24 protein-coding genes and 1 other annotated feature are annotated in these 19,757 nt (G+C 41.6%); of the genes, 23 read left to right on the plus strand and 1 reads right to left on the minus strand.

Features of this window, described 5'->3' with window-relative positions:
* Nucleotides 1-49 precede the first annotated feature (49 nt).
* From pyrH to ADG81_RS06750, 15 genes are all read left to right on the plus strand, one after another.
* Entirely contained in the window at nt 50-787 is a 738-nt protein-coding gene (gene pyrH, locus ADG81_RS06680; RefSeq protein WP_000002996.1) for a UMP kinase, read from the plus strand.
* 8 nt (nt 788-795) lie between these two features.
* On the plus strand, nt 796-1,353 hold the full coding sequence (frr, locus tag ADG81_RS06685; protein ID WP_001262225.1) for a ribosome recycling factor: 558 nt from the start codon (nt 796-798) through the stop codon (nt 1,351-1,353).
* Nucleotides 1,354-1,411: 58 nt separating this feature from the next.
* Complete coding sequence (gene cvfB / locus ADG81_RS06690) at nt 1,412-2,266, plus strand: RNA-binding virulence regulatory protein CvfB (RefSeq protein WP_042901105.1); 855 nt, start codon at nt 1,412-1,414, stop codon at nt 2,264-2,266.
* 8 nt (nt 2,267-2,274) lie between these two features.
* Nucleotides 2,275-2,490 carry a YozE family protein gene (locus ADG81_RS06695; protein ID WP_001232084.1) on the plus strand — a complete coding sequence of 72 codons (216 nt, stop codon included), beginning with the start codon at nt 2,275-2,277 and terminating at the stop codon, nt 2,488-2,490.
* Between the two features lie 85 nt (nt 2,491-2,575).
* Entirely contained in the window at nt 2,576-3,580 is a 1,005-nt protein-coding gene (locus tag ADG81_RS06700) for a PhoH family protein (RefSeq protein ID WP_049551279.1), read from the plus strand.
* Nucleotides 3,581-3,686: 106 nt separating this feature from the next.
* Nucleotides 3,687-4,256 carry a GNAT family N-acetyltransferase gene (locus tag ADG81_RS06705; protein ID WP_049551280.1) on the plus strand — a complete coding sequence of 190 codons (570 nt, stop codon included), beginning with the start codon at nt 3,687-3,689 and terminating at the stop codon, nt 4,254-4,256.
* A gap of 66 nt (nt 4,257-4,322) precedes the next feature.
* The gene (locus ADG81_RS06710; RefSeq protein WP_049551281.1) at nt 4,323-4,973 is read left to right on the plus strand and encodes a helix-hairpin-helix domain-containing protein; all 651 of its coding nucleotides are present in this window, start codon (nt 4,323-4,325) and stop codon (nt 4,971-4,973) included.
* Nucleotides 4,957-7,197, plus strand: coding sequence for a DNA internalization-related competence protein ComEC/Rec2 (locus tag ADG81_RS06715; RefSeq protein WP_000942409.1), 2,241 nt, complete (start codon nt 4,957-4,959; stop codon nt 7,195-7,197). Before ADG81_RS06710 ends, ADG81_RS06715 begins: the two co-directional genes overlap by 17 nt.
* A gap of 72 nt (nt 7,198-7,269) precedes the next feature.
* Nucleotides 7,270-7,401: a sequence feature (ribosomal protein L20 leader region), on the plus strand.
* A 15-nt stretch (nt 7,402-7,416) separates the two neighbouring features.
* Nucleotides 7,417-7,947: a translation initiation factor IF-3 gene (gene infC / locus ADG81_RS06720; RefSeq protein WP_000848180.1), complete on the plus strand. Its 531-nt coding sequence runs from the start codon at nt 7,417-7,419 to the stop codon at nt 7,945-7,947.
* A 32-nt stretch (nt 7,948-7,979) separates the two neighbouring features.
* Nucleotides 7,980-8,180, plus strand: coding sequence for a 50S ribosomal protein L35 (rpmI, locus tag ADG81_RS06725; protein WP_001125943.1), 201 nt, complete (start codon nt 7,980-7,982; stop codon nt 8,178-8,180).
* A 51-nt stretch (nt 8,181-8,231) separates the two neighbouring features.
* Nucleotides 8,232-8,591, plus strand: a complete 360-nt coding sequence (gene rplT, locus ADG81_RS06730) for a 50S ribosomal protein L20 (protein ID WP_000124834.1) — start codon at nt 8,232-8,234, stop codon at nt 8,589-8,591.
* Nucleotides 8,592-8,649: 58 nt separating this feature from the next.
* Complete coding sequence (locus ADG81_RS06735) at nt 8,650-9,030, plus strand: VOC family protein (RefSeq protein WP_049551282.1); 381 nt, start codon at nt 8,650-8,652, stop codon at nt 9,028-9,030.
* Nucleotides 9,031-9,278: 248 nt separating this feature from the next.
* Nucleotides 9,279-10,079 (plus strand): dihydroorotate dehydrogenase electron transfer subunit, encoded by an 801-nt coding sequence (locus tag ADG81_RS06740; RefSeq protein ID WP_049551283.1) that lies wholly within the window; start codon nt 9,279-9,281, stop codon nt 10,077-10,079.
* The gene (locus ADG81_RS06745) at nt 10,042-11,028 is read left to right on the plus strand and encodes a dihydroorotate dehydrogenase (RefSeq protein WP_161800587.1); all 987 of its coding nucleotides are present in this window, start codon (nt 10,042-10,044) and stop codon (nt 11,026-11,028) included. The genes ADG81_RS06740 and ADG81_RS06745 overlap by 38 nt, the downstream gene beginning before the upstream one ends.
* Nucleotides 11,029-11,125: 97 nt before the next feature.
* Nucleotides 11,126-12,838: a glucosaminidase domain-containing protein gene (locus ADG81_RS06750; protein WP_049551285.1), complete on the plus strand. Its 1,713-nt coding sequence runs from the start codon at nt 11,126-11,128 to the stop codon at nt 12,836-12,838.
* A 206-nt stretch (nt 12,839-13,044) separates the two neighbouring features.
* Here ADG81_RS06750 and pavA read toward each other — a convergent pair whose 3' ends face one another.
* Nucleotides 13,045-14,700: an Rqc2 family fibronectin-binding protein PavA gene (pavA, locus tag ADG81_RS06755; RefSeq protein ID WP_049551286.1), complete on the minus strand. Its 1,656-nt coding sequence runs from the start codon at nt 14,698-14,700 to the stop codon at nt 13,045-13,047.
* 104 nt (nt 14,701-14,804) lie between these two features.
* Here pavA and ybeY point away from each other — a divergent pair, with 104 nt between their 5' ends.
* Genes ybeY through secG form a run of 8 tightly spaced genes read left to right on the plus strand, consistent with a single transcriptional unit; the run spans nt 14,805 to nt 19,680 of the window.
* Entirely contained in the window at nt 14,805-15,302 is a 498-nt protein-coding gene (gene ybeY, locus ADG81_RS06760) for an rRNA maturation RNase YbeY (RefSeq protein WP_000275156.1), read from the plus strand.
* Nucleotides 15,283-15,678 carry a diacylglycerol kinase family protein gene (locus ADG81_RS06765; RefSeq protein WP_000378157.1) on the plus strand — a complete coding sequence of 132 codons (396 nt, stop codon included), beginning with the start codon at nt 15,283-15,285 and terminating at the stop codon, nt 15,676-15,678. Before ybeY ends, ADG81_RS06765 begins: the two co-directional genes overlap by 20 nt.
* Before the next feature lie 16 nt (nt 15,679-15,694).
* Nucleotides 15,695-16,594 carry a GTPase Era gene (gene era, locus ADG81_RS06770; protein WP_000143264.1) on the plus strand — a complete coding sequence of 300 codons (900 nt, stop codon included), beginning with the start codon at nt 15,695-15,697 and terminating at the stop codon, nt 16,592-16,594.
* Between the two features lie 48 nt (nt 16,595-16,642).
* On the plus strand, nt 16,643-17,467 hold the full coding sequence (mutM, locus tag ADG81_RS06775) for a DNA-formamidopyrimidine glycosylase (protein ID WP_049551287.1): 825 nt from the start codon (nt 16,643-16,645) through the stop codon (nt 17,465-17,467).
* Nucleotides 17,467-18,072, plus strand: a complete 606-nt coding sequence (coaE, locus tag ADG81_RS06780; protein ID WP_049551288.1) for a dephospho-CoA kinase — start codon at nt 17,467-17,469, stop codon at nt 18,070-18,072. Before mutM ends, coaE begins: the two co-directional genes overlap by 1 nt.
* Nucleotides 18,059-19,258 (plus strand): multidrug efflux MFS transporter, encoded by a 1,200-nt coding sequence (locus ADG81_RS06785; RefSeq protein WP_049551289.1) that lies wholly within the window; start codon nt 18,059-18,061, stop codon nt 19,256-19,258. The genes coaE and ADG81_RS06785 overlap by 14 nt, the downstream gene beginning before the upstream one ends.
* Nucleotides 19,258-19,407: a 50S ribosomal protein L33 gene (gene rpmG / locus ADG81_RS06790; protein ID WP_049551290.1), complete on the plus strand. Its 150-nt coding sequence runs from the start codon at nt 19,258-19,260 to the stop codon at nt 19,405-19,407. Before ADG81_RS06785 ends, rpmG begins: the two co-directional genes overlap by 1 nt.
* 39 nt (nt 19,408-19,446) lie before the next feature.
* Nucleotides 19,447-19,680 (plus strand): preprotein translocase subunit SecG, encoded by a 234-nt coding sequence (secG, locus tag ADG81_RS06795; RefSeq protein WP_000282517.1) that lies wholly within the window; start codon nt 19,447-19,449, stop codon nt 19,678-19,680.
* Nucleotides 19,681-19,757 lie beyond the last annotated feature (77 nt).

Below are 19,757 nucleotides of genomic sequence, written 5' to 3' on the forward strand. Positions count from 1 at the left end.
ATCTTAGAAATTGTGATAAAATAGGTAGGATAAAAGAAGGAGAGTGAAAATGGCGAATCCCAAGTATAAACGTATTTTAATCAAGTTATCAGGTGAAGCCCTTGCCGGTGAACGTGGCGTAGGGATTGATATCCAAACAGTTCAAACAATCGCAAAAGAGATTCAAGAAGTTCATAGCTTAGGTATCGAAATTGCCCTTGTTATCGGTGGAGGGAATCTCTGGCGTGGAGAACCTGCTGCAGAGGCAGGAATGGACCGTGTTCAGGCAGATTACACAGGAATGCTTGGGACTGTTATGAATGCTCTTGTGATGGCAGATTCATTGCAACAAGTTGGTGTCGATACGCGTGTGCAAACAGCCATTGCCATGCAACAAGTGGCAGAACCTTACGTACGTGGACGTGCCCTTCGTCACCTTGAAAAAGGCCGTATCGTTATCTTTGGTGCCGGAATTGGTTCACCTTACTTCTCAACAGATACAACAGCGGCCCTTCGTGCAGCTGAAATCGAAGCAGATGCCATCCTTATGGCTAAAAATGGTGTCGATGGTGTTTACAATGCCGATCCTAAGAAGGACAAGACAGCCGTTAAGTTTGAAGAATTGACTCACCGTGACGTTATCAATAAAGGTCTTCGTATCATGGACTCAACAGCTTCAACCCTCTCAATGGACAACGACATTGACTTGGTTGTCTTTAACATGAACCAACCAGGCAACATCAAACGTGTCGTATTTGGTGAAAATATCGGAACAACAGTTTCAAACAATATTGAAGAAAAGGAATAAGAAAGATTATGGCTAACGCAATTATTGAAAAAGCTAAAGAGAGAATGACCCAGTCTCACCAATCACTTGCTCGTGAATTTGGTGGTATCCGTGCGGGTCGTGCCAATGCAAGCTTGCTTGACCGTGTACATGTAGAATACTATGGAGTAGAAACACCTCTTAACCAAATCGCTTCAATTACCATTCCAGAAGCGCGTGTTTTGTTGGTAACACCATTTGACAAGTCATCATTAAAAGACATCGAACGTGCCTTGAACGCTTCTGATCTTGGTATCACACCAGCAAACGATGGTTCTGTGATTCGTTTGGTTATCCCTGCTCTTACAGAAGAAACTCGTCGTGACCTTGCTAAAGAAGTGAAGAAGGTCGGTGAGAATGCTAAAGTGGCTGTCCGCAATATCCGTCGCGATGCTATGGACGAAGCTAAGAAACAAGAAAAAGCAAAAGAAATCACTGAAGACGAATTGAAGACTCTTGAAAAAGATATTCAAAAAGTAACAGACGATGCTGTCAAACACATCGATGACATGACTGCCAATAAAGAAAAAGAACTTTTGGAAGTCTAAAATAAACAGAAAAACTCAGTTGGCATTGCTGGCTGAGTTTTATTCGAAAGAAGGAAATATGAATACAAATCTTGCAAGTTTTATCGTTGGACTCATCATCGATGAAAATGACCGTTTTTACTTTGTGCAAAAGGATGGCCAGACCTATGCGCTTGCCAAGGAAGAAGGTCAGCATACAGTAGGGGATACGGTCAAAGGTTTTGCTTACACGGATATGAAGCAAAAGCTCCGCTTGACCACCTTAGAAGTGACTGCCACTCAGGACCAATTTGGTTGGGGCCGTGTCACAGAAGTTCGTAAGGACTTGGGTGTTTTTGTGGATACAGGCCTTCCTGACAAGGAAATCGTTGTGTCACTCGATATCCTCCCTGAGCTCAAGGAACTATGGCCTAAGAAGGGCGACCAACTCTACATCCGTCTTGAAGTAGACAAGAAAGACCGTATCTGGGGACTTTTGGCCTATCAAGAAGACTTCCAACGTCTGGCTCGTCCTGCCTACAACAACATGCAGAATCAAAACTGGCCAGCCATTGTATACCGCCTCAAGCTGTCAGGAACCTTTGTCTACCTACCAGAGAATAACATGCTTGGTTTTATCCATCCTAGCGAGCGTTACGCAGAACCGCGTTTGGGGCAAGTTCTAGATGCGCGTGTCATTGGTTTCCGTGAAGTGGACCGTACCTTGAACCTCTCCCTCAAACCACGTTCTTTTGAAATGTTGGAAAATGATGCCCAGATGATTTTGACCTACTTGGAAAGCAATGGTGGTTTCATGACCTTGAATGATAAGTCATCTCCAGACGACATCAAGGCAATCTTTGGCATTTCTAAAGGTCAGTTCAAGAAAGCACTCGGTGGCTTGATGAAGGCTGGCAAAATCAAGCAAGACCAGTTTGGTACAGAGTTGATTTAGGGTAGCTTATGAGAAAATCATTTTACACTTGGCTCATGACCGAGCGCAATCCTAAAAGTAACAGTCCTAAAGCCATCTTGGCAGATCTAGCATTTGAAGAGTCAGCCTTCCCAAAACACACAGATGATTTTGATGAGGTCAGTCGCTTTTTGGAAGAACATGCCAGTTTCTCTTTCAATCTAGGAGACTTTGATGCTATCTGGCAAGAATACTTAGAACACTAGACTTTATTCATTGGGTTTGGGCTAGTAATTTATTGATCCCTTTGCTATAATAAAAAGAAATAAACGGATTAGAGAGGTTCTTTATTTGAAGGAACATTCAATAGACATTCAACTGAGTCATCCAGATGACCTGTTTCATCTTTTTGGTTCCAATGAACGCCATCTTCGTTTGATGGAAGAAGAGCTTGATGTGGTGATCCATGCCCGTACGGAGATTGTGCAGGTTTTGGGAGAAGAGACTGCCTGTGAGGAAGCACGTCAGGTTATCCAAGCCTTGATGGTTTTGGTGAATCGAGGAATGACGGTTGGCACGCCAGATGTGGTGACTGCGATTAGCATGGTCAAAAACGATGAAATCGACAAGTTTGTCGCCCTTTACGAAGAAGAAATTATCAAAGACAATACAGGGAAGCCTATTCGTGTCAAAACCTTGGGTCAAAAGCTTTATGTGGACAGTGTCAAACAGCATGATGTGACCTTTGGAATCGGACCAGCAGGGACAGGGAAGACCTTTCTTGCAGTGACCTTGGCAGTGACAGCTCTTAAACGTGGGCAGGTCAAGCGGATTATCCTGACTCGTCCAGCAGTGGAAGCAGGTGAAAGTCTAGGATTTCTTCCGGGTGATCTCAAGGAGAAGGTGGGTCCTTACCTTCGTCCTGTTTACGATGCCTTATATCAGATTCTTGGGAAAGACCAGACGACTCGTCTCATGGAGCGAGAAATTATCGAAATTGCGCCCCTTGCCTACATGCGTGGACGAACCTTGGATGATGCCTTTGTCATTCTAGATGAGGCGCAAAATACGACCATCATGCAGATGAAGATGTTCCTGACTCGTTTAGGCTTTAATTCTAAGATGATTGTCAATGGAGATATCAGTCAGATTGACCTGCCGCGTAATGTCAAGTCGGGTTTGATTGATGCCCAAGAAAAACTCAAGAACATTCACCAAATTGACTTTGTTCATTTTTCAGCCAAGGATGTGGTTCGTCATCCAGTTGTCGCTCAGATTATCCGAGCTTATGAACCAGCACCTGTCAAGAATGAAGAGAGTGAAGAATTAGATCCTCAACCTCTATCTGAAGGATAGTTCTTTTGTACTTAAAGTTATCTCAATACCAAGTATAAATTTGCTTTTTAGATATTTCATTTAATATCCGTATCTTAGTTAGAAACTTTTCAAGTGGTGGAATCCTATGGAATCAATTTTTGTAAAATTTGCCCAGTATCCGTATATAGAAACCGAGCATTTATTGCTTAGATTTCTAACCTTGGATGATGCAGAAGAAATGTTTGACTATGCCTCGGATAAGGATAATACACGTTACACTTTTCTAACCAATCAAAATTTAGAAGAAACCAAAAATAATATTGCTCAGTTCTACTTGGCTAATCCCTTGGGACGTTGGGGAATAGAATTAAAAAGTAATGGTGAATTTATCGGAACTATTGACTTACACAAGATTGATCCTGTTCTTAAGAAGGCAGCTATTGGTTACATTATCAATAAAAAATATTGGAATCAAGGTTTGACGACAGAAGCCAATCGTGCCGTGATTGAGCTGTCTTTTGAGAAGATTAGAATGAACAAGTTGACTGCCCTTCACGACAAAGACAATCCCGCATCAGGCAAGGTCATGGAGAAATCAGGTATGCGTTTTTCCTATGCAGAACCATATGCTTGTATGGACCAGCATGAAGAAGGCCGAATCGTTACAAGAGTTCATTATGTCTTGACCAAGGAAGACTATTTTGCAAATAAATAAGCAGTTGAAAAGAAATTTTCGACTGTTTTTTCTTCCTCTTACGAATAATCTAAGAGAGGAGAAAATATGGAAGTAATTATCGAGAAAATCAAAGAGTATAAAATCATCGTCATTTGTACTGGTCTGGGCTTGCTTGTAGGAGGATTTTTCCTGCTAAAACCAGCTCCACAAATACCTGTTAAAGAGACGAATTTGCAGGCTGAAGTTGTAGCTGTTTCCAAGGATTCATCGACCGAAAAGGAAGTAAAAAAGGAAGAGAAGGACGAATCGGTTGAACGAGATCTAATCACAGTAGATGTGAAGGGTGCTGTCAAATCGCCAGGGATTTATGATTTGCCAGTAGGTAGTCGAGTTAATGATGCAGTGCAGAAAGCAGGTGGCTTGACAGAGCAAGCAGACAGCAAATCGCTCAATCTAGCTCAGAAAGTTAGTGATGAAGCTCTGGTTTACGTTCCAACTAAGGGTGAAGAAGCAGCTAGTCAACAGACTGGTTCTGGAACGGCTTCTTCAACGAGCAAGGAAAAAAAGGTCAATCTCAACAAGGCCAGCCTGGAAGAGCTCAAGCAGGTCAAGGGACTGGGTGGCAAACGAGCTCAAGATATTATCGACCATCGTGAATCAAATGGAAAATTCAAGTCGATGGATGAACTCAAGAAGGTTTCTGGCATTGGTGCTAAAACGATAGAAAAGCTAAAAGACTATGTTACAGTGGATTAAGAATTTCTCTATTCCCCTAATTTACCTTAGTTTTCTGTTGCTTTGGCTTTACTACGCCATTTTCTCATCATCTTATCTCGCACTACTAGGTTTTGTTTTTCTGCTAGTCTGTCTCTTTATCCAATTTCCGTGGAAATCTGCTGGTAAAGTTCTAATAATTTGTGGAATCTTTGGTTTCTGGTTTCTGTTTCAAAATTGGCAACAGAGTCAAGCGAGTCAAAATTTGGCGGATTCTGTTGAAAGGGTACGGATTTTACCAGACACTGTTAAGGTCAATGGTGATAGTCTATCCTTTCGTGGTAAGTCTGATGGACGCATTTTTCAAGTCTATTATAAACTCCAGTCCGAGGAGGAGAAAGAAGCCTTTCAAGCTTTAACCGACCTTCATGAGATAGGACTAGAAGGAAAACTTTCAGAACCAGACGGGCAGAGAAATTTTGGTGGTTTTGACTACCAAGCCTATCTGAAAACTCAAGGGATTTACCAAACATTAACTATCAAAAGAATCCAGTCACTTCAAAAGGTTAGCAGTTGGGATATAGGAGAAAATCTGTCCAGTTTACGTCGAAAGACTGTGGTTTGGATTAAGACGCATTTTCCAGACCCTATGCGCAATTACATGACAGGGCTCTTGTTAGGACATCTGGACACCGACTTTGAGGAGATGAACGGGCTTTATTCTAGTTTAGGAATTATCCACCTCTTTGCCTTGTCGGGTATGCAGGTAGGTTTTTTCATGGACGGATTTAAGAAACTCCTCTTGCGATTGGGCTTGACTCAAGAAAAGTTGAAATGGCTGACTTATCCCTTTTCCCTTATCTATGCAGGGCTGACAGGATTTTCAGCATCAGTTATTCGCAGTCTTTTGCAAAAGTTACTGGCACAACATGGTGTTAAGGGCTTGGATAATTTTGCCTTGACGGTCCTTGTCCTCTTTATCGTCATGCCCAACTTTTTCTTGACAGCAGGAGGAGTCTTGTCCTGCGCTTATGCTTTTATCTTGACCATGACCAGCAAAGAAGGAGAAGGCCTCAAGGCTGTTGCTAGAGAAAGTCTAGTCATTTCCTTGGGAATATTACCCATCCTATCCTTCTATTTTGCAGAATTTCAGCCTTGGTCTATCCTTTTGACCTTTGTCTTTTCCTTTCTTTTTGACTTGGTCTTCTTACCGCTCTTGTCTATCTTATTTGCCCTTTCCTTTCTTCATCCAGTCATTCAGCTGAATTTTATTTTTGAATGGTTGGAGGGAATGATTCGCTTTGTATCACAGGTGGCAAGTAGACCTCTGGTCTTTGGACAACCCAATGCATGGATTTTAATCTTATTGTTAATTTCCTTGGCTTTGGTCTATGATTTGAGGAAAAACATTAAAAGGCTAGCAGTGTTGAGCTTATTGATTACAGGTCTCTTTTTCTTGACCAAGCATCCACTGGAAAATGAAATCACCATGCTGGATGTTGGGCAAGGGGAAAGTATTTTCCTACGGGATGTAACTGGTAAAATCATTCTCATAGATGTGGGTGGCAAGGCAGAGTCTAGTAAGAAAATAGAAAAATGGCAAGAAAAGACGACGACCAGTAATGCCCAGCGAACCTTGATACCCTATCTCAAAAGTCGCGGAGTATCCAAGATTGACCAGCTAATTTTGACCAATACGGACAAGGAATATGTTGGAGATTTGTTGGAGGTGACCAAGGCTTTTCATGTAGGCGAAATTTTAGTGTCAAAAGGCAGTTTGAAACAGAAGCAATTTGTGGCAGAACTACAAGCGACCCAAACAAAAGTTAGAAGTATAACAGCAGGAGAGAACTTGTCAATTTTTGGAAGTCAGTTAGAAGTCCTATCTCCAAGGAAAATTGGAGATGGAGGTTATGAAGATTCCCTGGTTCTGTATGGAAAACTTTTGGATAAGTACTTTCTCTTCACAGGAAATTTGGAGGAAAAAGGAGAGAAGGAATTGCTGAAGCACTATCCAGACTTGAAAGTGGATGTTTTAAAAGCTGGCCAACATGGCTCTAAAAAATCATCAAGTTCAGACTTTCTAGAAAAACTCAAACCAGAGTTTACTCTTATCTCAGTTGGAAAGAACAATCGAGCGAAACTCCCCCATCAGGAAACTTTGACACGACTGGAAACTATCAATAGTAAAGTTTACCGAACTGACCAGCATGGAGCTATACGCTTTAAAGGGTGGAATAGTTGGAAAGTCGAAACGGTTGGTTAATGAGCAGAAACTTTTCAAAAAAATAACTTTTTATCTTGACAAGAGCTAGAAAACTTGGTATCATGTAAAAGTTGAGAAAAGCAGAAGTGAGAGCTTCTCGCCTTGTGACATGAAGTTGCCTGGCCCTACGGATGAAAAGTTTCTAAGAAACGCTATCATAACGTGCGGGCTTGTATATTTACGAGTCCGCTATTGTTTTTCTCTAATAAAACAAAAGAGGTGAAAACCATAGCAAAGCAAGACTTATTCATCAATGATGAGATTCGTGTACGTGAAGTTCGCTTGATTGGTCTTGAAGGAGAACAGCTAGGCATCAAGCCACTCAGTGAAGCGCAAGCTTTGGCTGATAACGCTAATGTTGACCTAGTATTGATTCAACCCCAAGCCAAACCGCCTGTTGCAAAAATTATGGACTACGGTAAGTTCAAGTTTGAGTACCAGAAGAAGCAAAAAGAACAACGTAAAAAACAAAGTGTTGTTACTGTGAAAGAAGTTCGTCTAAGTCCAACTATTGACAAGGGTGACTTTGATACAAAACTTCGCAATGCACGCAAATTCCTTGAAAAAGGAAATAAAGTTAAGGTATCTATTCGCTTTAAGGGTCGTATGATTACCCATAAAGAGATTGGTGCAAAAGTTTTAGCCGAGTTTGCTGAAGCAACTCAAGATATTGCCATCATCGAACAACGTGCTAAAATGGATGGACGTCAAATGTTCATGCAATTGGCGCCAGCGACTGACAAAAAATAATTGTCAGAAAGTTAAATAAAGGAGAAAAAATCATGCCAAAACAAAAAACACACCGCGCATCAGCTAAACGTTTCAAACGTACAGGTTCTGGTGGACTTAAACGTTTCCGTGCTTACACTTCTCACCGTTTCCACGGAAAAACTAAGAAACAACGTCGTCATCTTCGTAAAGCATCTATGGTGCATTCAGGAGATTACAAACGTATCAAAGCAATGCTTACTCGCTTGAAATAATAGCTTGACTGTAAGTAAACAATTCTAGGAAATATTTGGAGGAAATAAAACATGGCACGTGTTAAAGGTGGCGTTGTATCACGCAAACGTCGTAAACGTATTCTTAAATTAGCAAAAGGTTACTATGGAGCTAAACACATCTTGTTCCGTACTGCAAAAGAACAAGTAATGAACTCTTACTACTATGCATACCGTGACCGTCGTCAGAAAAAACGTGACTTCCGCAAATTGTGGATCACTCGTATCAATGCGGCAGCTCGTATGAACGGACTTTCATACTCACAATTGATGCATGGTTTGAAATTGGCTGAGATCGAAGTTAACCGTAAAATGCTTGCTGACTTGGCTGTTAACGATGCAGCAGCTTTCACAGCTCTTGCAGATGCAGCTAAAGCAAAACTTGGTAAATAATAACTGATAAGACTGGAACAGGATTGTCCCAGTCTTTTTGAAAATAAAGGAGAAAAATATGGCTTCAAAAATGCTACACACTTGCTTGCGAGTAGAAAATCTTGAAAAATCAATCGCATTTTATCAAGATGCTTTTGGTTTTAAAGAATTGCGCCGCAAAGATTTTCCAGATCATGCTTTCACCATTGTTTATCTAGGACTTGAAGGTGACGACTATGAGTTGGAGTTGACTTATAACTACGATCACGGTCCTTATGTGGTCGGAGATGGGTTTGCCCACATCGCCCTCAGTACACCTGATCTTGAAGCTCTTCACCAAGAGCACAGTGCAAAAGGCTATGAAGTGACTGAGCCAAATGGTCTACCAGGAACTGTACCAAACTATTATTTTGTCAAAGACCCTGATGGATACAAGGTCGAAGTCATTCGTGAAAAATAATCTCGTGATGTCAAGTAGAATGTTCGTTTTCTACTTGACTTTTTTTAGCTGAAAGAGTATACTAGTAAAAATTTAACCTTTAAGGGGAGTCCAGAGAGACTCACAAGGTGTCAGATAAAAGAAAAGTACAATTTTCTAGAGGAGACTTTTTGAGTGTGCTCTCTTGTCTTGTACGATTTTAACTGAGGCCTTGCAATCGCAAGGTCTTTTCTTTATCTGGTCCCCTTAAAATTTAAGGAGGAAAAGTCATGAATCCCACATGTAAGAAACGCTTGGGTGCCATTCGTTTGGAAACCATGAAGGTGGTTGCACAAGAGGAAATCGCACCAGCAATCTTTGAATTAGTCCTAGAAGGAGAAATGGTTGAAGCCATGCGAGCAGGCCAATTTCTTCACCTGCGTGTGCCTGATGATGCCCATCTCTTGCGCCGTCCTATTTCGATTTCGTCTATCGATAAGGTTAAGAAGCAGTGTCATCTCATTTATCGGATTGAGGGGGCTGGCACAGCTATTTTCTCAACCTTAAGTCAGGGAGACACTCTTGATGTGATGGGGCCTCAGGGGAATGGTTTTGACTTGTCTGACCTAGATGAGCAGAGCCAGGTTCTCCTTGTTGGAGGGGGGATTGGTGTTCCGCCCTTGCTTGAAGTAGCCAAAAAATTGCATGCGCGTGGTGTGAAAGTAGTGACAGTTCTCGGTTTTGCTAATAAGGATGCTGTTATTTTAGAGACGGAATTGGCCCAATATGGGCAGGTCTTTGTAACGACAGATGATGGTTCTTATGGAATCAAGGGGAATGTTTCCGTTGTCATCAATGATTTAGATAGTCAATTTGATGCTGTTTACTCATGTGGGGCACCTGGAATGATGAAGTATATCAACCAAACCTTCTATAACCATCCAAGAGCCTATCTATCTTTGGAATCACGTATGGCTTGTGGGATGGGGGCTTGCTATGCCTGCGTCCTAAAAGTGCCAGAAAGCGAGACGGTCAGCCAACGCGTCTGTGAAGATGGCCCTGTTTTCCGCACAGGAACAGTTGTATTATAAGGAGAAAATCATGACTAGAAATCGTTTACAAGTTTCTCTACCTGGTTTGGATTTGAAAAATCCCATCATTCCAGCATCAGGCTGTTTTGGTTTTGGTCAGGAGTATGCCAAGTACTATGATTTAGACCTTTTAGGTTCTATTATGATCAAGGCGACAACTCTTGAACCACGCTTTGGGAATCCAACTCCAAGGGTGGCAGAAACACCTGCGGGCATGCTCAATGCAATCGGTTTGCAAAATCCTGGTTTAGAAGCTGTTTTAGCTGAAAAGCTACCGTGGTTGGAAAGAGAATATCCAAATCTTCCTATTATTGCCAATGTAGCTGGTTTTTCAAAACAAGAGTATGCAGCTGTTTCTAGTGGTATTTCCAAGGCAGCTAATGTAAAGGCAATTGAGCTCAATATCTCTTGTCCTAACGTAGACCACTGTAATCATGGACTTTTGATTGGTCAAGATCCAGATTTGGCTTATGATGTAGTGAAAGCAGCTGTGGAAGCCTCTGATGTACCAGTTTATGTCAAACTAACTCCTAGTGTGACCGATATCGTTACTGTCGCAAAGGCAGCAGAGGATGCAGGAGCAAGTGGATTAACCATGATTAATACTCTAGTTGGAATGCGCTTTGACCTCAAAACCAGAAAACCAATCTTGGCCAATGGAACAGGTGGAATGTCTGGTCCAGCAGTATTTCCAGTAGCCCTCAAACTCATCCGCCAAGTCGCCCAAACAACAGACCTGCCTATCATTGGAATGGGGGGAGTGGATTCGGCAGAAGCTGCCCTAGAAATGTATCTGGCTGGGGCATCTGCCATCGGAGTTGGAACAGCCAACTTTACCAATCCTTATGCCTGCCCTGACATCATCGAAAATCTGCCAAAGGTTATGGATAAATATGGCATCAGCAGTCTAGAAAATCTACGCAAGGAAGTAAAAGAGTCTCTGAAGTAAACTGCAATCAATCTGTTCTTGATTTTTATTAGTTTGTAATGTTGATTATAGAGAATTTTGATATAATGAAATGGATAAGAACAGAGGAAGTAAATTAATGAAGAAATTGAGATTTATTTTTTTAGCCCTGCTATTTTTCTTAGCCAGACCAGAGAGTGCAATGGCTAGTGATGGTACTTGGCAAGGAAAACAATACCTGAAAGCAGATGGTAGTCCAGTAGCGAATGAGTGGGTTTTTGATGCTCACTATCAATCTTGGTTTTATATAAAAGCAGATGCTAACTATGCTGAAAATGAATGGCTAAAGCAAGGTGACGACTACTTTTACCTCAAATCTGGTGGCTATATGGCCAAATCAGAATGGATAGAAGACAAGGGAGCCTTTTATTATCTTGACCAAAATGGAAAGATGAAGAGAAATGCTTGGGTAGGTGCTTCCTATGTTGGTGCAACAGGGGCCAAAGTAATAGAAGACTGGGTATTTGATTCTCAATACGACGCTTGGTTTTATATCAAAGCAGATGGACAGCACGCAGAGAAAGAATGGCTCCAAATTAAAGGGAAGGATTATTATTTCAAATCCGGTGGTTATTTACTGACAAGTCAGTGGATTGAACAGGCTTATGTGAATGCTAGTGGTGCCAAAGTACAGCAAGGTTGGCTTTTTGACAAACAATACCAGTCTTGGTTTTACATTAAAGAAAATGGAAATCATGCTGATAAAGAATGGATTTTCGAAAATGGTTACTATTATTATCTCAAATCTGGTGGCTATATGGCAGCCAATGAATGGATTTGGGATAAAGAGTCATGGTTTTACCTCAAGTCTGATGGGAAAATGACTGAGAAAGAATGGCTATACGATGCTAAAAGTCAAGCCTGGTACTACTTCAAATCTGGTGGCTACATGGCGAAAAATGAGACAGTAGATGGTTATCAGCTTGGAAGCGATGGTAAATGGCTTGGAGAAAAAGCTACAAATGAAAATGCTGCTTATTATCAAGTAGTACCTGTCACAGCAAATGTTTATAATGCAGATGGTGAAAAACTCTCCTATATATCGCAAGGTAGTGTCGTTTGGCTAGATAAGGATAGAAAAAGTGATGATAAGCGCCTGGCTATTACTATTTCTGGTTTGTCAGGCTATATGAAAACAGAAGATTTACAAGCACTAGATGCTAGTAAGGATTTTATCCCTTATTATGAGAGTGATGGCCACCGTTTTTATCACTATGTGGCTCATAATGCTAGTATCCCAGTAGCTTCTCATCTTTCTGATATGGAAGTAGGCAAGAAATATTATTCGGCAGACGGTCTGCATTTTGATGGTTTTAAGCTTGAGAATCCCTTCCTTTTCAAAGATTTAACAGAGGCTACAAACTACAGTGCTGAAGACTTGGATAAGGTATTTAGTCTGCTAAACATTAACAATAGTCTCTTGGAAAATAAGGGAGCTACCTTTAAGGAATCCGAAGAACATTACCATATCAATGCCCTCTATCTGCTTGCTCATAGTGCTTTAGAAAGTGATTGGGGAAGAAGTAAAATTGCCAAAGATAAGAATAATTTCTTTGGAATTACAGCCTATGATACGACACCTTACCTTTCTGCAAAGACATTTGATGATGTGGATAAGGGAATTTTAGGTGCAACCAAGTGGATTAAGGAAAATTATATCGATAGGGGCAGAACTTTCCTTGGAAATAAGGCTTCTGGTATGAATGTGGAATATGCCTCAGACCCTTATTGGGGCGAGAAAATTGCTAGTGTGATGATGAAAATCAATGAAAAACTAGGTGGCAAAGATTAGTCCTATAATTGGATATGATTTGTGTATAATACTCAATGAAAATCAAAGAGAAAACTAGGAAATTAGCCGCAGGTTGCTTAAAACAGTGTTTTGAGGTTGTAGATAAGACTGACGAAGTCAGTCACATATATACGGCAAGGCGACGTTGACGCGGTTTGAAGAGATTTTCGAAGAGTATAAGCTAAAAATCCTGATTTCAAGTCGAATCAGGATTTTTTCATGGATGCGATTTTTTCGGGGTCTGGTGTGACACGGAGGGTCTTTTGTCCTGTGTAAGTGACAAAGCCGGGTTTTCCACCAGTTGGTTTGTTGAGTTTCTTGACTTCAATCATATCCACCTGAACCAGATTTGACAGGCGCCCTTGAGAGAAGTAGGCGGCTAGTTCTGCTGCGTCTGTCTTGACTTCATCAGATGGGTCAAGATTTCCTGAGATGACAACATGGCTTCCAGGAATATCCTTGGCATGGAACCAAAGTTCCTCCTTGCGGGCCATTTTAAAGGTCAATTCCTCATTTTGCAGGTTGTTGCGTCCAACATAGATGATAGTTTTACCATCACTGGCCAGATACTGTTCTGGTTTTTTGCGTTTCTGGATTTTTTCCCGCTGTCTTCTGCGGATAAAGCCTGTTTGGATCAATTCTTCACGTATTTCAGCGATTTCTTCTAGTCCAGCTTGGTTGAGGACGGTCTCCACACTTTCCAGATAGAGAATAGTTGCCTTGGTTTCCTCAATCAGATCAGTCAAGTATTTGACAGCTTCTTTGAGTTTCTGGTAACGTTTAAAATAGCGTTGGGCATTCTGGTTGGGAGTCAAGGCTTTATCAAGTGCAATCGTAATCGGTTGATTGGTGTAGTAGTTGTCTAGGATAACCTGATCTTGGTCATTAGGAACTTGATGGAGGAAGGTTGTCAGCAATTCTCCTTTTTGACGAAATTCTTCAGCATTGTCAGTCGCCAGTAACTCTTTTTCTTGTTTTTTTAGCTTATGACGATTTTTCTGAAGTTCATTTTCAACACGGCGAATCAGTTCACTGGCTTGTTGTTTGACACGGTCGCGTTCTGCCTTGTCCTTATAGTAGGTGTCCAGCAAGTCAGAAAGGCTGGCAAAAGGCTCTCCCACCTGATTTGCAAAAGGAACTGGACTAAAGGAAGTCTCTGTCAAGCATGGCTTGGTTTCTTGACTGAAAAAGTTACGGAAAGTAGACAGTTTATCACTAACTAGAATGTTTTCCAATTCATTTGCTGTGTCGCGTCCCAGACCTTGAAAGAGGCTTTGAAGGTTTTTAGCTGTCGTTTCCTGTGTTTGCAGGATTTCAAAGAGTTTCTCGTCCTTGATCGTGAAAGGATTGAGAGATTCGGTACTTGGCGGAGCGATATAGGTCGATCCAGGCAACAAGGTGCGGTAGCTATTTTGTGAAAAGCCGACGTGTTTGATTACTTCGAGGATTTTATGACTACTTTTATCAACCAGTAGAATGTTACTGTGTTTACCCATGATTTCGATAATCAAGGTAGCCTGGATATGGTCTCCAATCTCGTTTTTATTGGAAACCGTGATTTCCACAATACGGTCATTTTCCACTTGCTCAATAGACTCAATCAGGGCCCCCTGCAAATACTTTCTCAAAACCATGATAAAGGTGGAAGGTTGGGCTGGATTTTCAAAAGTCGTTTGGGTAAGCTGAATGCGTCCAAAAACTGGATGGGCAGAAAGGAGCAGGCGATGGCTTTGGCGATTGCTGCGGATTTGCAAGACCAATTCTTGTTCAAAAGGCTGATTGATTTTCTGAATGCGACCGTTAAGCAACTCTCTTTGCAATTCCTCAACCATATGGTGTAAAAAAAATCCGTCAAATGACATCGTTCTCTCCTTGTGATTGTATTCCATAGTATTATATCAAAAAGGTAGAATAAAATCATGGAAATGTGGTATAATAAAGCCAAGTAAAGAGAAACGAGAAGCACATGTATATTGAAATGGTAGATGAAACTGGTCAAGTTTCAAAAGAAATGTTGCAACAAACCCAAGAAATTTTGGAATTTGCAGCCCAAAAATTAGGCAAAGAAGACAAGGAGATGGCAGTTACCTTTGTGACCAATGAACGTAGTCATGAACTCAATCTGGAGTACCGTGACACAGACCGTCCGACAGATGTTATCAGCCTTGAATATAAGCCAGAGTTGGAAATTGCCTTTGACGAAGAGGATTTACTTGAAAATCCAGAATTGGCAGAGATGATGTCTGAGTTTGATGCCTATATTGGGGAATTGTTCATCTCTATTGATAAGGCTCATGAGCAGGCCGAGGAATATGGCCACAGTTTTGAGCGTGAGATGGGTTTCTTGGCAGTGCATGGCTTTTTACATATCAACGGCTATGATCACTACACTCCAGAAGAAGAAGCGGAGATGTTCGGTTTACAAGAAGAAATTTTGACAGCCTATGGACTCACAAGACAATAAACGAAAATGGAAAAATCGTGACCTGATATCCAGTTTAGAATTTGCGATTACAGGGATTTTTACTGCTATAAAGGAAGAACGCAATATGAGAAAACATGCAGTGACGGCTTTAGTGGTCATCCTTGCAGGTTTTGTTTTTCAGGTGTCACGAATTGAATGGCTCTTTCTCCTATTGAGCATTTTCTTGGTAGTAGCCTTTGAAATTATCAACTCTGCTATTGAAAATGTAGTGGATTTGGCCAGTCACTATCACTTTTCCATGCTGGCTAAAAATGCCAAGGATATGGCGGCTGGTGCGGTATTAGTGGTCTCTCTTTTCGCAGCCTTAACAGGCGCATTGATTTTTCTCCCACGAATCTGGGATTTATTATTTTAAACAGTAAGAGGAAATTATGACATTTAAATCAGGCTTTGTAGCCATTTTAGGACGTCCCAATGTTGGGAAGTCAACTTTTTTAAATCACGTTATGGGGCAAAAAATTGCCATCATGAGTGACAAGGCGCAGACAACGCGCAACAAAATCATGGGAATTTACACGACTGATAAGGAGCAAATCGTCTTTATCGACACGCCAGGGATTCACAAGCCTAAAACGGCTCTTGGAGATTTCATGGTAGAATCTGCCTACAGCACCCTTCGTGAAGTGGACACTGTTCTCTTCATGGTGCCTGCTGATGAAGCGCGTGGTAAGGGGGACGACATGATTATTGAGCGTCTCAAGGCTGCCAAGGTCCCTGTGATTCTGGTGGTGAACAAGATTGACAAGGTTCATCCAGACCAGCTTTTGTCTCAGATTGATGATTTCCGTAATCAAATGGACTTCAAGGAAATTGTTCCAATCTCAGCCCTTCAGGGGAATAACGTGTCTCGTCTAGTGGATATTTTGAGTGAAAATCTAGACGAAGGTTTCCAGTATTTCCCGTCTGATCAAATCACAGACCATCCAGAACGTTTCTTGGTTTCAGAGATGGTTCGTGAGAAAGTCTTGCACCTAACTCGTGAAGAGATTCCGCACTCAGTTGCTGTAGTAGTTGATTCTATGAAGCGAGATGAAGAGACAGACAAGGTTCATATCCGTGCAACTATCATGGTGGAGCGAGACAGCCAAAAAGGGATTATCATTGGTAAAGGTGGTGCTATGCTTAAGAAAATTGGTAGTATGGCCCGTCGTGATATTGAACTCATGCTAGGAGACAAGGTCTTCCTAGAAACCTGGGTCAAGGTCAAGAAAAATTGGCGTGATAAAAAACTAGATTTGGCTGACTTTGGCTATAATGAAAAAGAATATTAAGTAGAGGTGGGCTCATGCCTGCTTCTTGTTTTTACAGAAGGAGGACGTATGCCTGAATTACCTGAGGTTGAAACGGTTCGTCGTGGCTTAGAAAAATTGATTCTAGGTAAGAAAATTTCGAGAATAGAAATTCGCTATCCCAAGATGATTAAAACGGATTTGGACCAATTTCAAAAGGAAGTGCCTGGTCAAGTTGTTGAGTCCATGGGACGTCGTGGCAAATACTTGCTTTTTTACCTGACAGACAAGGTCTTGATTTCCCATTTGCGGATGGAGGGTAAGTATTTTTACTATCCAGACCAAGTTCCTGAACGTAAGCATGCCCATGTTTTCTTCCAGTTTGAAGACGGTGGCACGCTTGTTTATGAGGATGTGCGCAAGTTTGGTACTATGGAACTGCTTGCACCAGACCTTTTGGATGCCTACTTTATTTCTAAAAAGCTAGGCCCAGAGCCAAAAGAGCAGGATTTTGATTTGCAGGTCTTTCAAGCTGCCCTAGCCAAGTCTAAAAAGCCTATCAAATCCCACCTTTTAGACCAGACCTTGGTAGCTGGCCTTGGCAATATCTATGTGGATGAGGTTATTTGGCGAGCTCAGGTTCATCCAGCAAGACCTTCCCACACTTTGACAGTAGCAGAAGCGACAGCCATTCATGACCAGACCATTGCTGTTTTGGGTCAGGCTGTTGAAAAAGGAGGCTCCACCATTCGGACCTATACCAATGCCTTTGGGGAAGATGGAACCATGCAGGATTTTCATCAGGTCTATGATAAGGCTGGTCAAGAATGTGCACGTTGCGGAACTGTGATTGAGAAAATCCAATTAGGCGGACGAGGCACCCACTTTTGTCCAACTTGTCAAAGGAGGCACTGATGGGAAAAATCATCGGAATTACAGGTGGAATTGCCTCGGGTAAGTCAACTGTGACAAATTTTCTAAGACAGCAAGGTTTTCAAGTGGTGGATGCTGACGCAGTCGTCCACCAGTTACAGAGACCTGGTGGACGACTGTTCGAAGCTCTAGTCCAGCATTTTGGTCAAGAAATCATTCTAGAAAATGGAGAACTCAATCGCCCTCTCCTAGCTAGTCTCATCTTTTCAAATCCTGAGGAACTAGAATGGTCTAAGCGAATCCAAGGAGAGATTATTCGTGAAGAGTTGGCTACTTTGAGAGACCAGTTGGCTCAGACAGAAGCTATCTTTTTTATGGATATTCCCTTGCTTTTTGAGCAGGACTATGCCTCTTGGTTTAATGAGACTTGGTTGGTCTATGTGGACCGAGATGTCCAAGTAGAACGTTTAATGAAAAGAGACAAGTTGTCCAAAGTTGAGGCTGAATCTCGTCTGGCAGCCCAGTGGCCTTTAGAGAAAAAGAAAGATTTGGCTAGTCATGTTTTAGATAACAATGGAAATCTGGAACAGCTTCTTACTCAGGTGAGTATACTTCTTGAGGGAGGTAGCCAAGATGACAGAGATTAACTGGAAGGATAATTTGCGCATTGCCTGGTTTGGTAATTTTCTGACTGGAGCCAGTATTTCTTTGGTTGTGCCCTTTATGCCCATTTTTGTGGAAAATCTAGGTGTTGGGAGTGAGCAAGCTGCTTTTTATGCAGGCTTAGCTATTTCTGTATCTGCTATTTCCGCGGCGCTCTTTTCTCCTATCTGGGGAACCCTTGCTGACAAATACGGCCGAAAACCCATGATGATTCGGGCAGGTCTTGCCATGACTATCACTATGGGAGGCTTGGCCTTTGTGCCAAATATCTATTGGTTAATCTTTCTTCGTTTATTAAACGGTGTATTTGCAGGATTTGTTCCCAATGCAACGGCCTTGATAGCCAGTCAGGTTCCCAAGGAGAAATCAGGCTCTGCCTTAGGTACTTTGTCTACAGGCGTAGTTGCAGGCACTCTAACTGGTCCCTTTATCGGTGGCTTTATTGCAGAATTATTTGGCATTCGTACTGTCTTTTTACTGGTGGGTAGTTTTCTATTTTTAGCTGCTCTTTTGACTATTTGCTTTATCAAGGAAGATTTTCAACCAGTAGCCAAGGAAAAGGCCATCCCAACAAAGGAATTGTTTACCTCAGTTAAATATCCCTATCTCTTGGTCAACCTCTTTCTGACCAGTTTTGTCATCCAATTTTCAGCCCAATCAATCGGCCCTATCTTAGCTCTTTATGTGCGCGACTTAGGCCAGACAGAGAATCTTCTCTTTGTATCTGGTTTGATTGTATCCAGTATGGGCTTTTCCAGTATGATGAGTGCAGGAGTCATGGGAAAGCTAGGTGACAAGGTAGGCAATCATCGCCTCTTGGTTGTAGCCCAGTTTTATTCAGTCATTATCTATCTCCTCTGTGCCAATGCCTCTAGCCCCCTTCAACTAGGACTCTATCGTTTCCTCTTTGGTTTGGGGACAGGTGCCTTGATTCCTGGGGTCAATGCCCTTCTCAGCAAAATGACTCCCAAAGCCGGTATTTCGAGGGTCTTTGCCTTTAATCAGGTATTCTTTTATCTGGGAGGTGTCGTTGGTCCCATGGCAGGTTCTGCAGTAGCAGGACAATTTGGCTACCATGCTGTCTTTTATGCGACAAGCCTTTGTGTTGCCTTTAGTTGTCTCTTTAACCTGCTTCAATTTCGAACATTATTAAAAGTAAAGGAAATCTAGTGCGAGTAAAAATTAATCTCAAATGCTCCTCTTGTGGCAGTATCAATTACCTAACCAGTAAAAATTCAAAAACCCATCCAGACAGGATCGAGGTTTTAAAGTATTGTCCCAAGGAAAGAAAAGTAACCCTACATCTTGAATCTAAGTAGATTTTATGGTAAAATAATAGGGATTTTAAGGAGTTTGATATGTATAACCTATTATTAACCATTTTATTAGTATTATCTGTTGTGATTGTGATTGCGATTTTCATGCAACCAACCAAAAACCAATCTAGCAATGTATTTGATGCCAGCTCAGGTGATTTGTTTGAACGCAGTAAAGCACGCGGTTTTGAAGCTGTAATGCAGCGTTTGACAGGGATTTTAGTCTTTTTCTGGCTAGCCATTGCCTTAGCATTGACGGTATTATCAAGTAGATAAGAAAATAATGGGCAGGACTAGGTCTTTGCCTCTTTTTATTTTTAAAGGATGTTTGAGAAGGTTTTACAGTAAAAGAA

Origin of the sequence: Streptococcus pseudopneumoniae (assembly GCF_001070815.1) — a bacterium.
Lineage (GTDB): Bacteria > Bacillota > Bacilli > Lactobacillales > Streptococcaceae > Streptococcus > Streptococcus pseudopneumoniae_P.

Excerpts from the sequence above, each read along its gene's own strand:
- pyrH (WP_000002996.1), top strand. The coding sequence starts at position 50 with ATGGCGAATCCCAAGTATAAACGTATTTTAATCAAGTTATCAGGTGAA.
- frr (WP_001262225.1), top strand. The coding sequence starts at position 796 with ATGGCTAACGCAATTATTGAAAAAGCTAAAGAGAGAATGACCCAGTCT.
- cvfB (WP_042901105.1), top strand. The coding sequence starts at position 1,412 with ATGAATACAAATCTTGCAAGTTTTATCGTTGGACTCATCATCGATGAA.
- ADG81_RS06695 (WP_001232084.1), top strand. The coding sequence starts at position 2,275 with ATGAGAAAATCATTTTACACTTGGCTCATGACCGAGCGCAATCCTAAA.
- ADG81_RS06705 (WP_049551280.1), top strand. The coding sequence starts at position 3,687 with ATGGAATCAATTTTTGTAAAATTTGCCCAGTATCCGTATATAGAAACC.
- ADG81_RS06710 (WP_049551281.1), top strand. The coding sequence starts at position 4,323 with ATGGAAGTAATTATCGAGAAAATCAAAGAGTATAAAATCATCGTCATT.
- ADG81_RS06715 (WP_000942409.1), top strand. The coding sequence starts at position 4,957 with ATGTTACAGTGGATTAAGAATTTCTCTATTCCCCTAATTTACCTTAGT.
- rpmI (WP_001125943.1), top strand. The coding sequence starts at position 7,980 with ATGCCAAAACAAAAAACACACCGCGCATCAGCTAAACGTTTCAAACGT.
- rplT (WP_000124834.1), top strand. The coding sequence starts at position 8,232 with ATGGCACGTGTTAAAGGTGGCGTTGTATCACGCAAACGTCGTAAACGT.
- ADG81_RS06735 (WP_049551282.1), top strand. The coding sequence starts at position 8,650 with ATGGCTTCAAAAATGCTACACACTTGCTTGCGAGTAGAAAATCTTGAA.
- ADG81_RS06740 (WP_049551283.1), top strand. The coding sequence starts at position 9,279 with ATGAATCCCACATGTAAGAAACGCTTGGGTGCCATTCGTTTGGAAACC.
- ADG81_RS06745 (WP_161800587.1), top strand. The coding sequence starts at position 10,042 with ATGGCCCTGTTTTCCGCACAGGAACAGTTGTATTATAAGGAGAAAATC.
- ADG81_RS06750 (WP_049551285.1), top strand. The coding sequence starts at position 11,126 with ATGAAGAAATTGAGATTTATTTTTTTAGCCCTGCTATTTTTCTTAGCC.
- pavA (WP_049551286.1), bottom strand. The coding sequence starts at position 14,700 with ATGTCATTTGACGGATTTTTTTTACACCATATGGTTGAGGAATTGCAA.
- ybeY (WP_000275156.1), top strand. The coding sequence starts at position 14,805 with ATGTATATTGAAATGGTAGATGAAACTGGTCAAGTTTCAAAAGAAATG.
- ADG81_RS06765 (WP_000378157.1), top strand. The coding sequence starts at position 15,283 with ATGGACTCACAAGACAATAAACGAAAATGGAAAAATCGTGACCTGATA.
- era (WP_000143264.1), top strand. The coding sequence starts at position 15,695 with ATGACATTTAAATCAGGCTTTGTAGCCATTTTAGGACGTCCCAATGTT.
- mutM (WP_049551287.1), top strand. The coding sequence starts at position 16,643 with ATGCCTGAATTACCTGAGGTTGAAACGGTTCGTCGTGGCTTAGAAAAA.
- coaE (WP_049551288.1), top strand. The coding sequence starts at position 17,467 with ATGGGAAAAATCATCGGAATTACAGGTGGAATTGCCTCGGGTAAGTCA.
- ADG81_RS06785 (WP_049551289.1), top strand. The coding sequence starts at position 18,059 with ATGACAGAGATTAACTGGAAGGATAATTTGCGCATTGCCTGGTTTGGT.
- secG (WP_000282517.1), top strand. The coding sequence starts at position 19,447 with ATGTATAACCTATTATTAACCATTTTATTAGTATTATCTGTTGTGATT.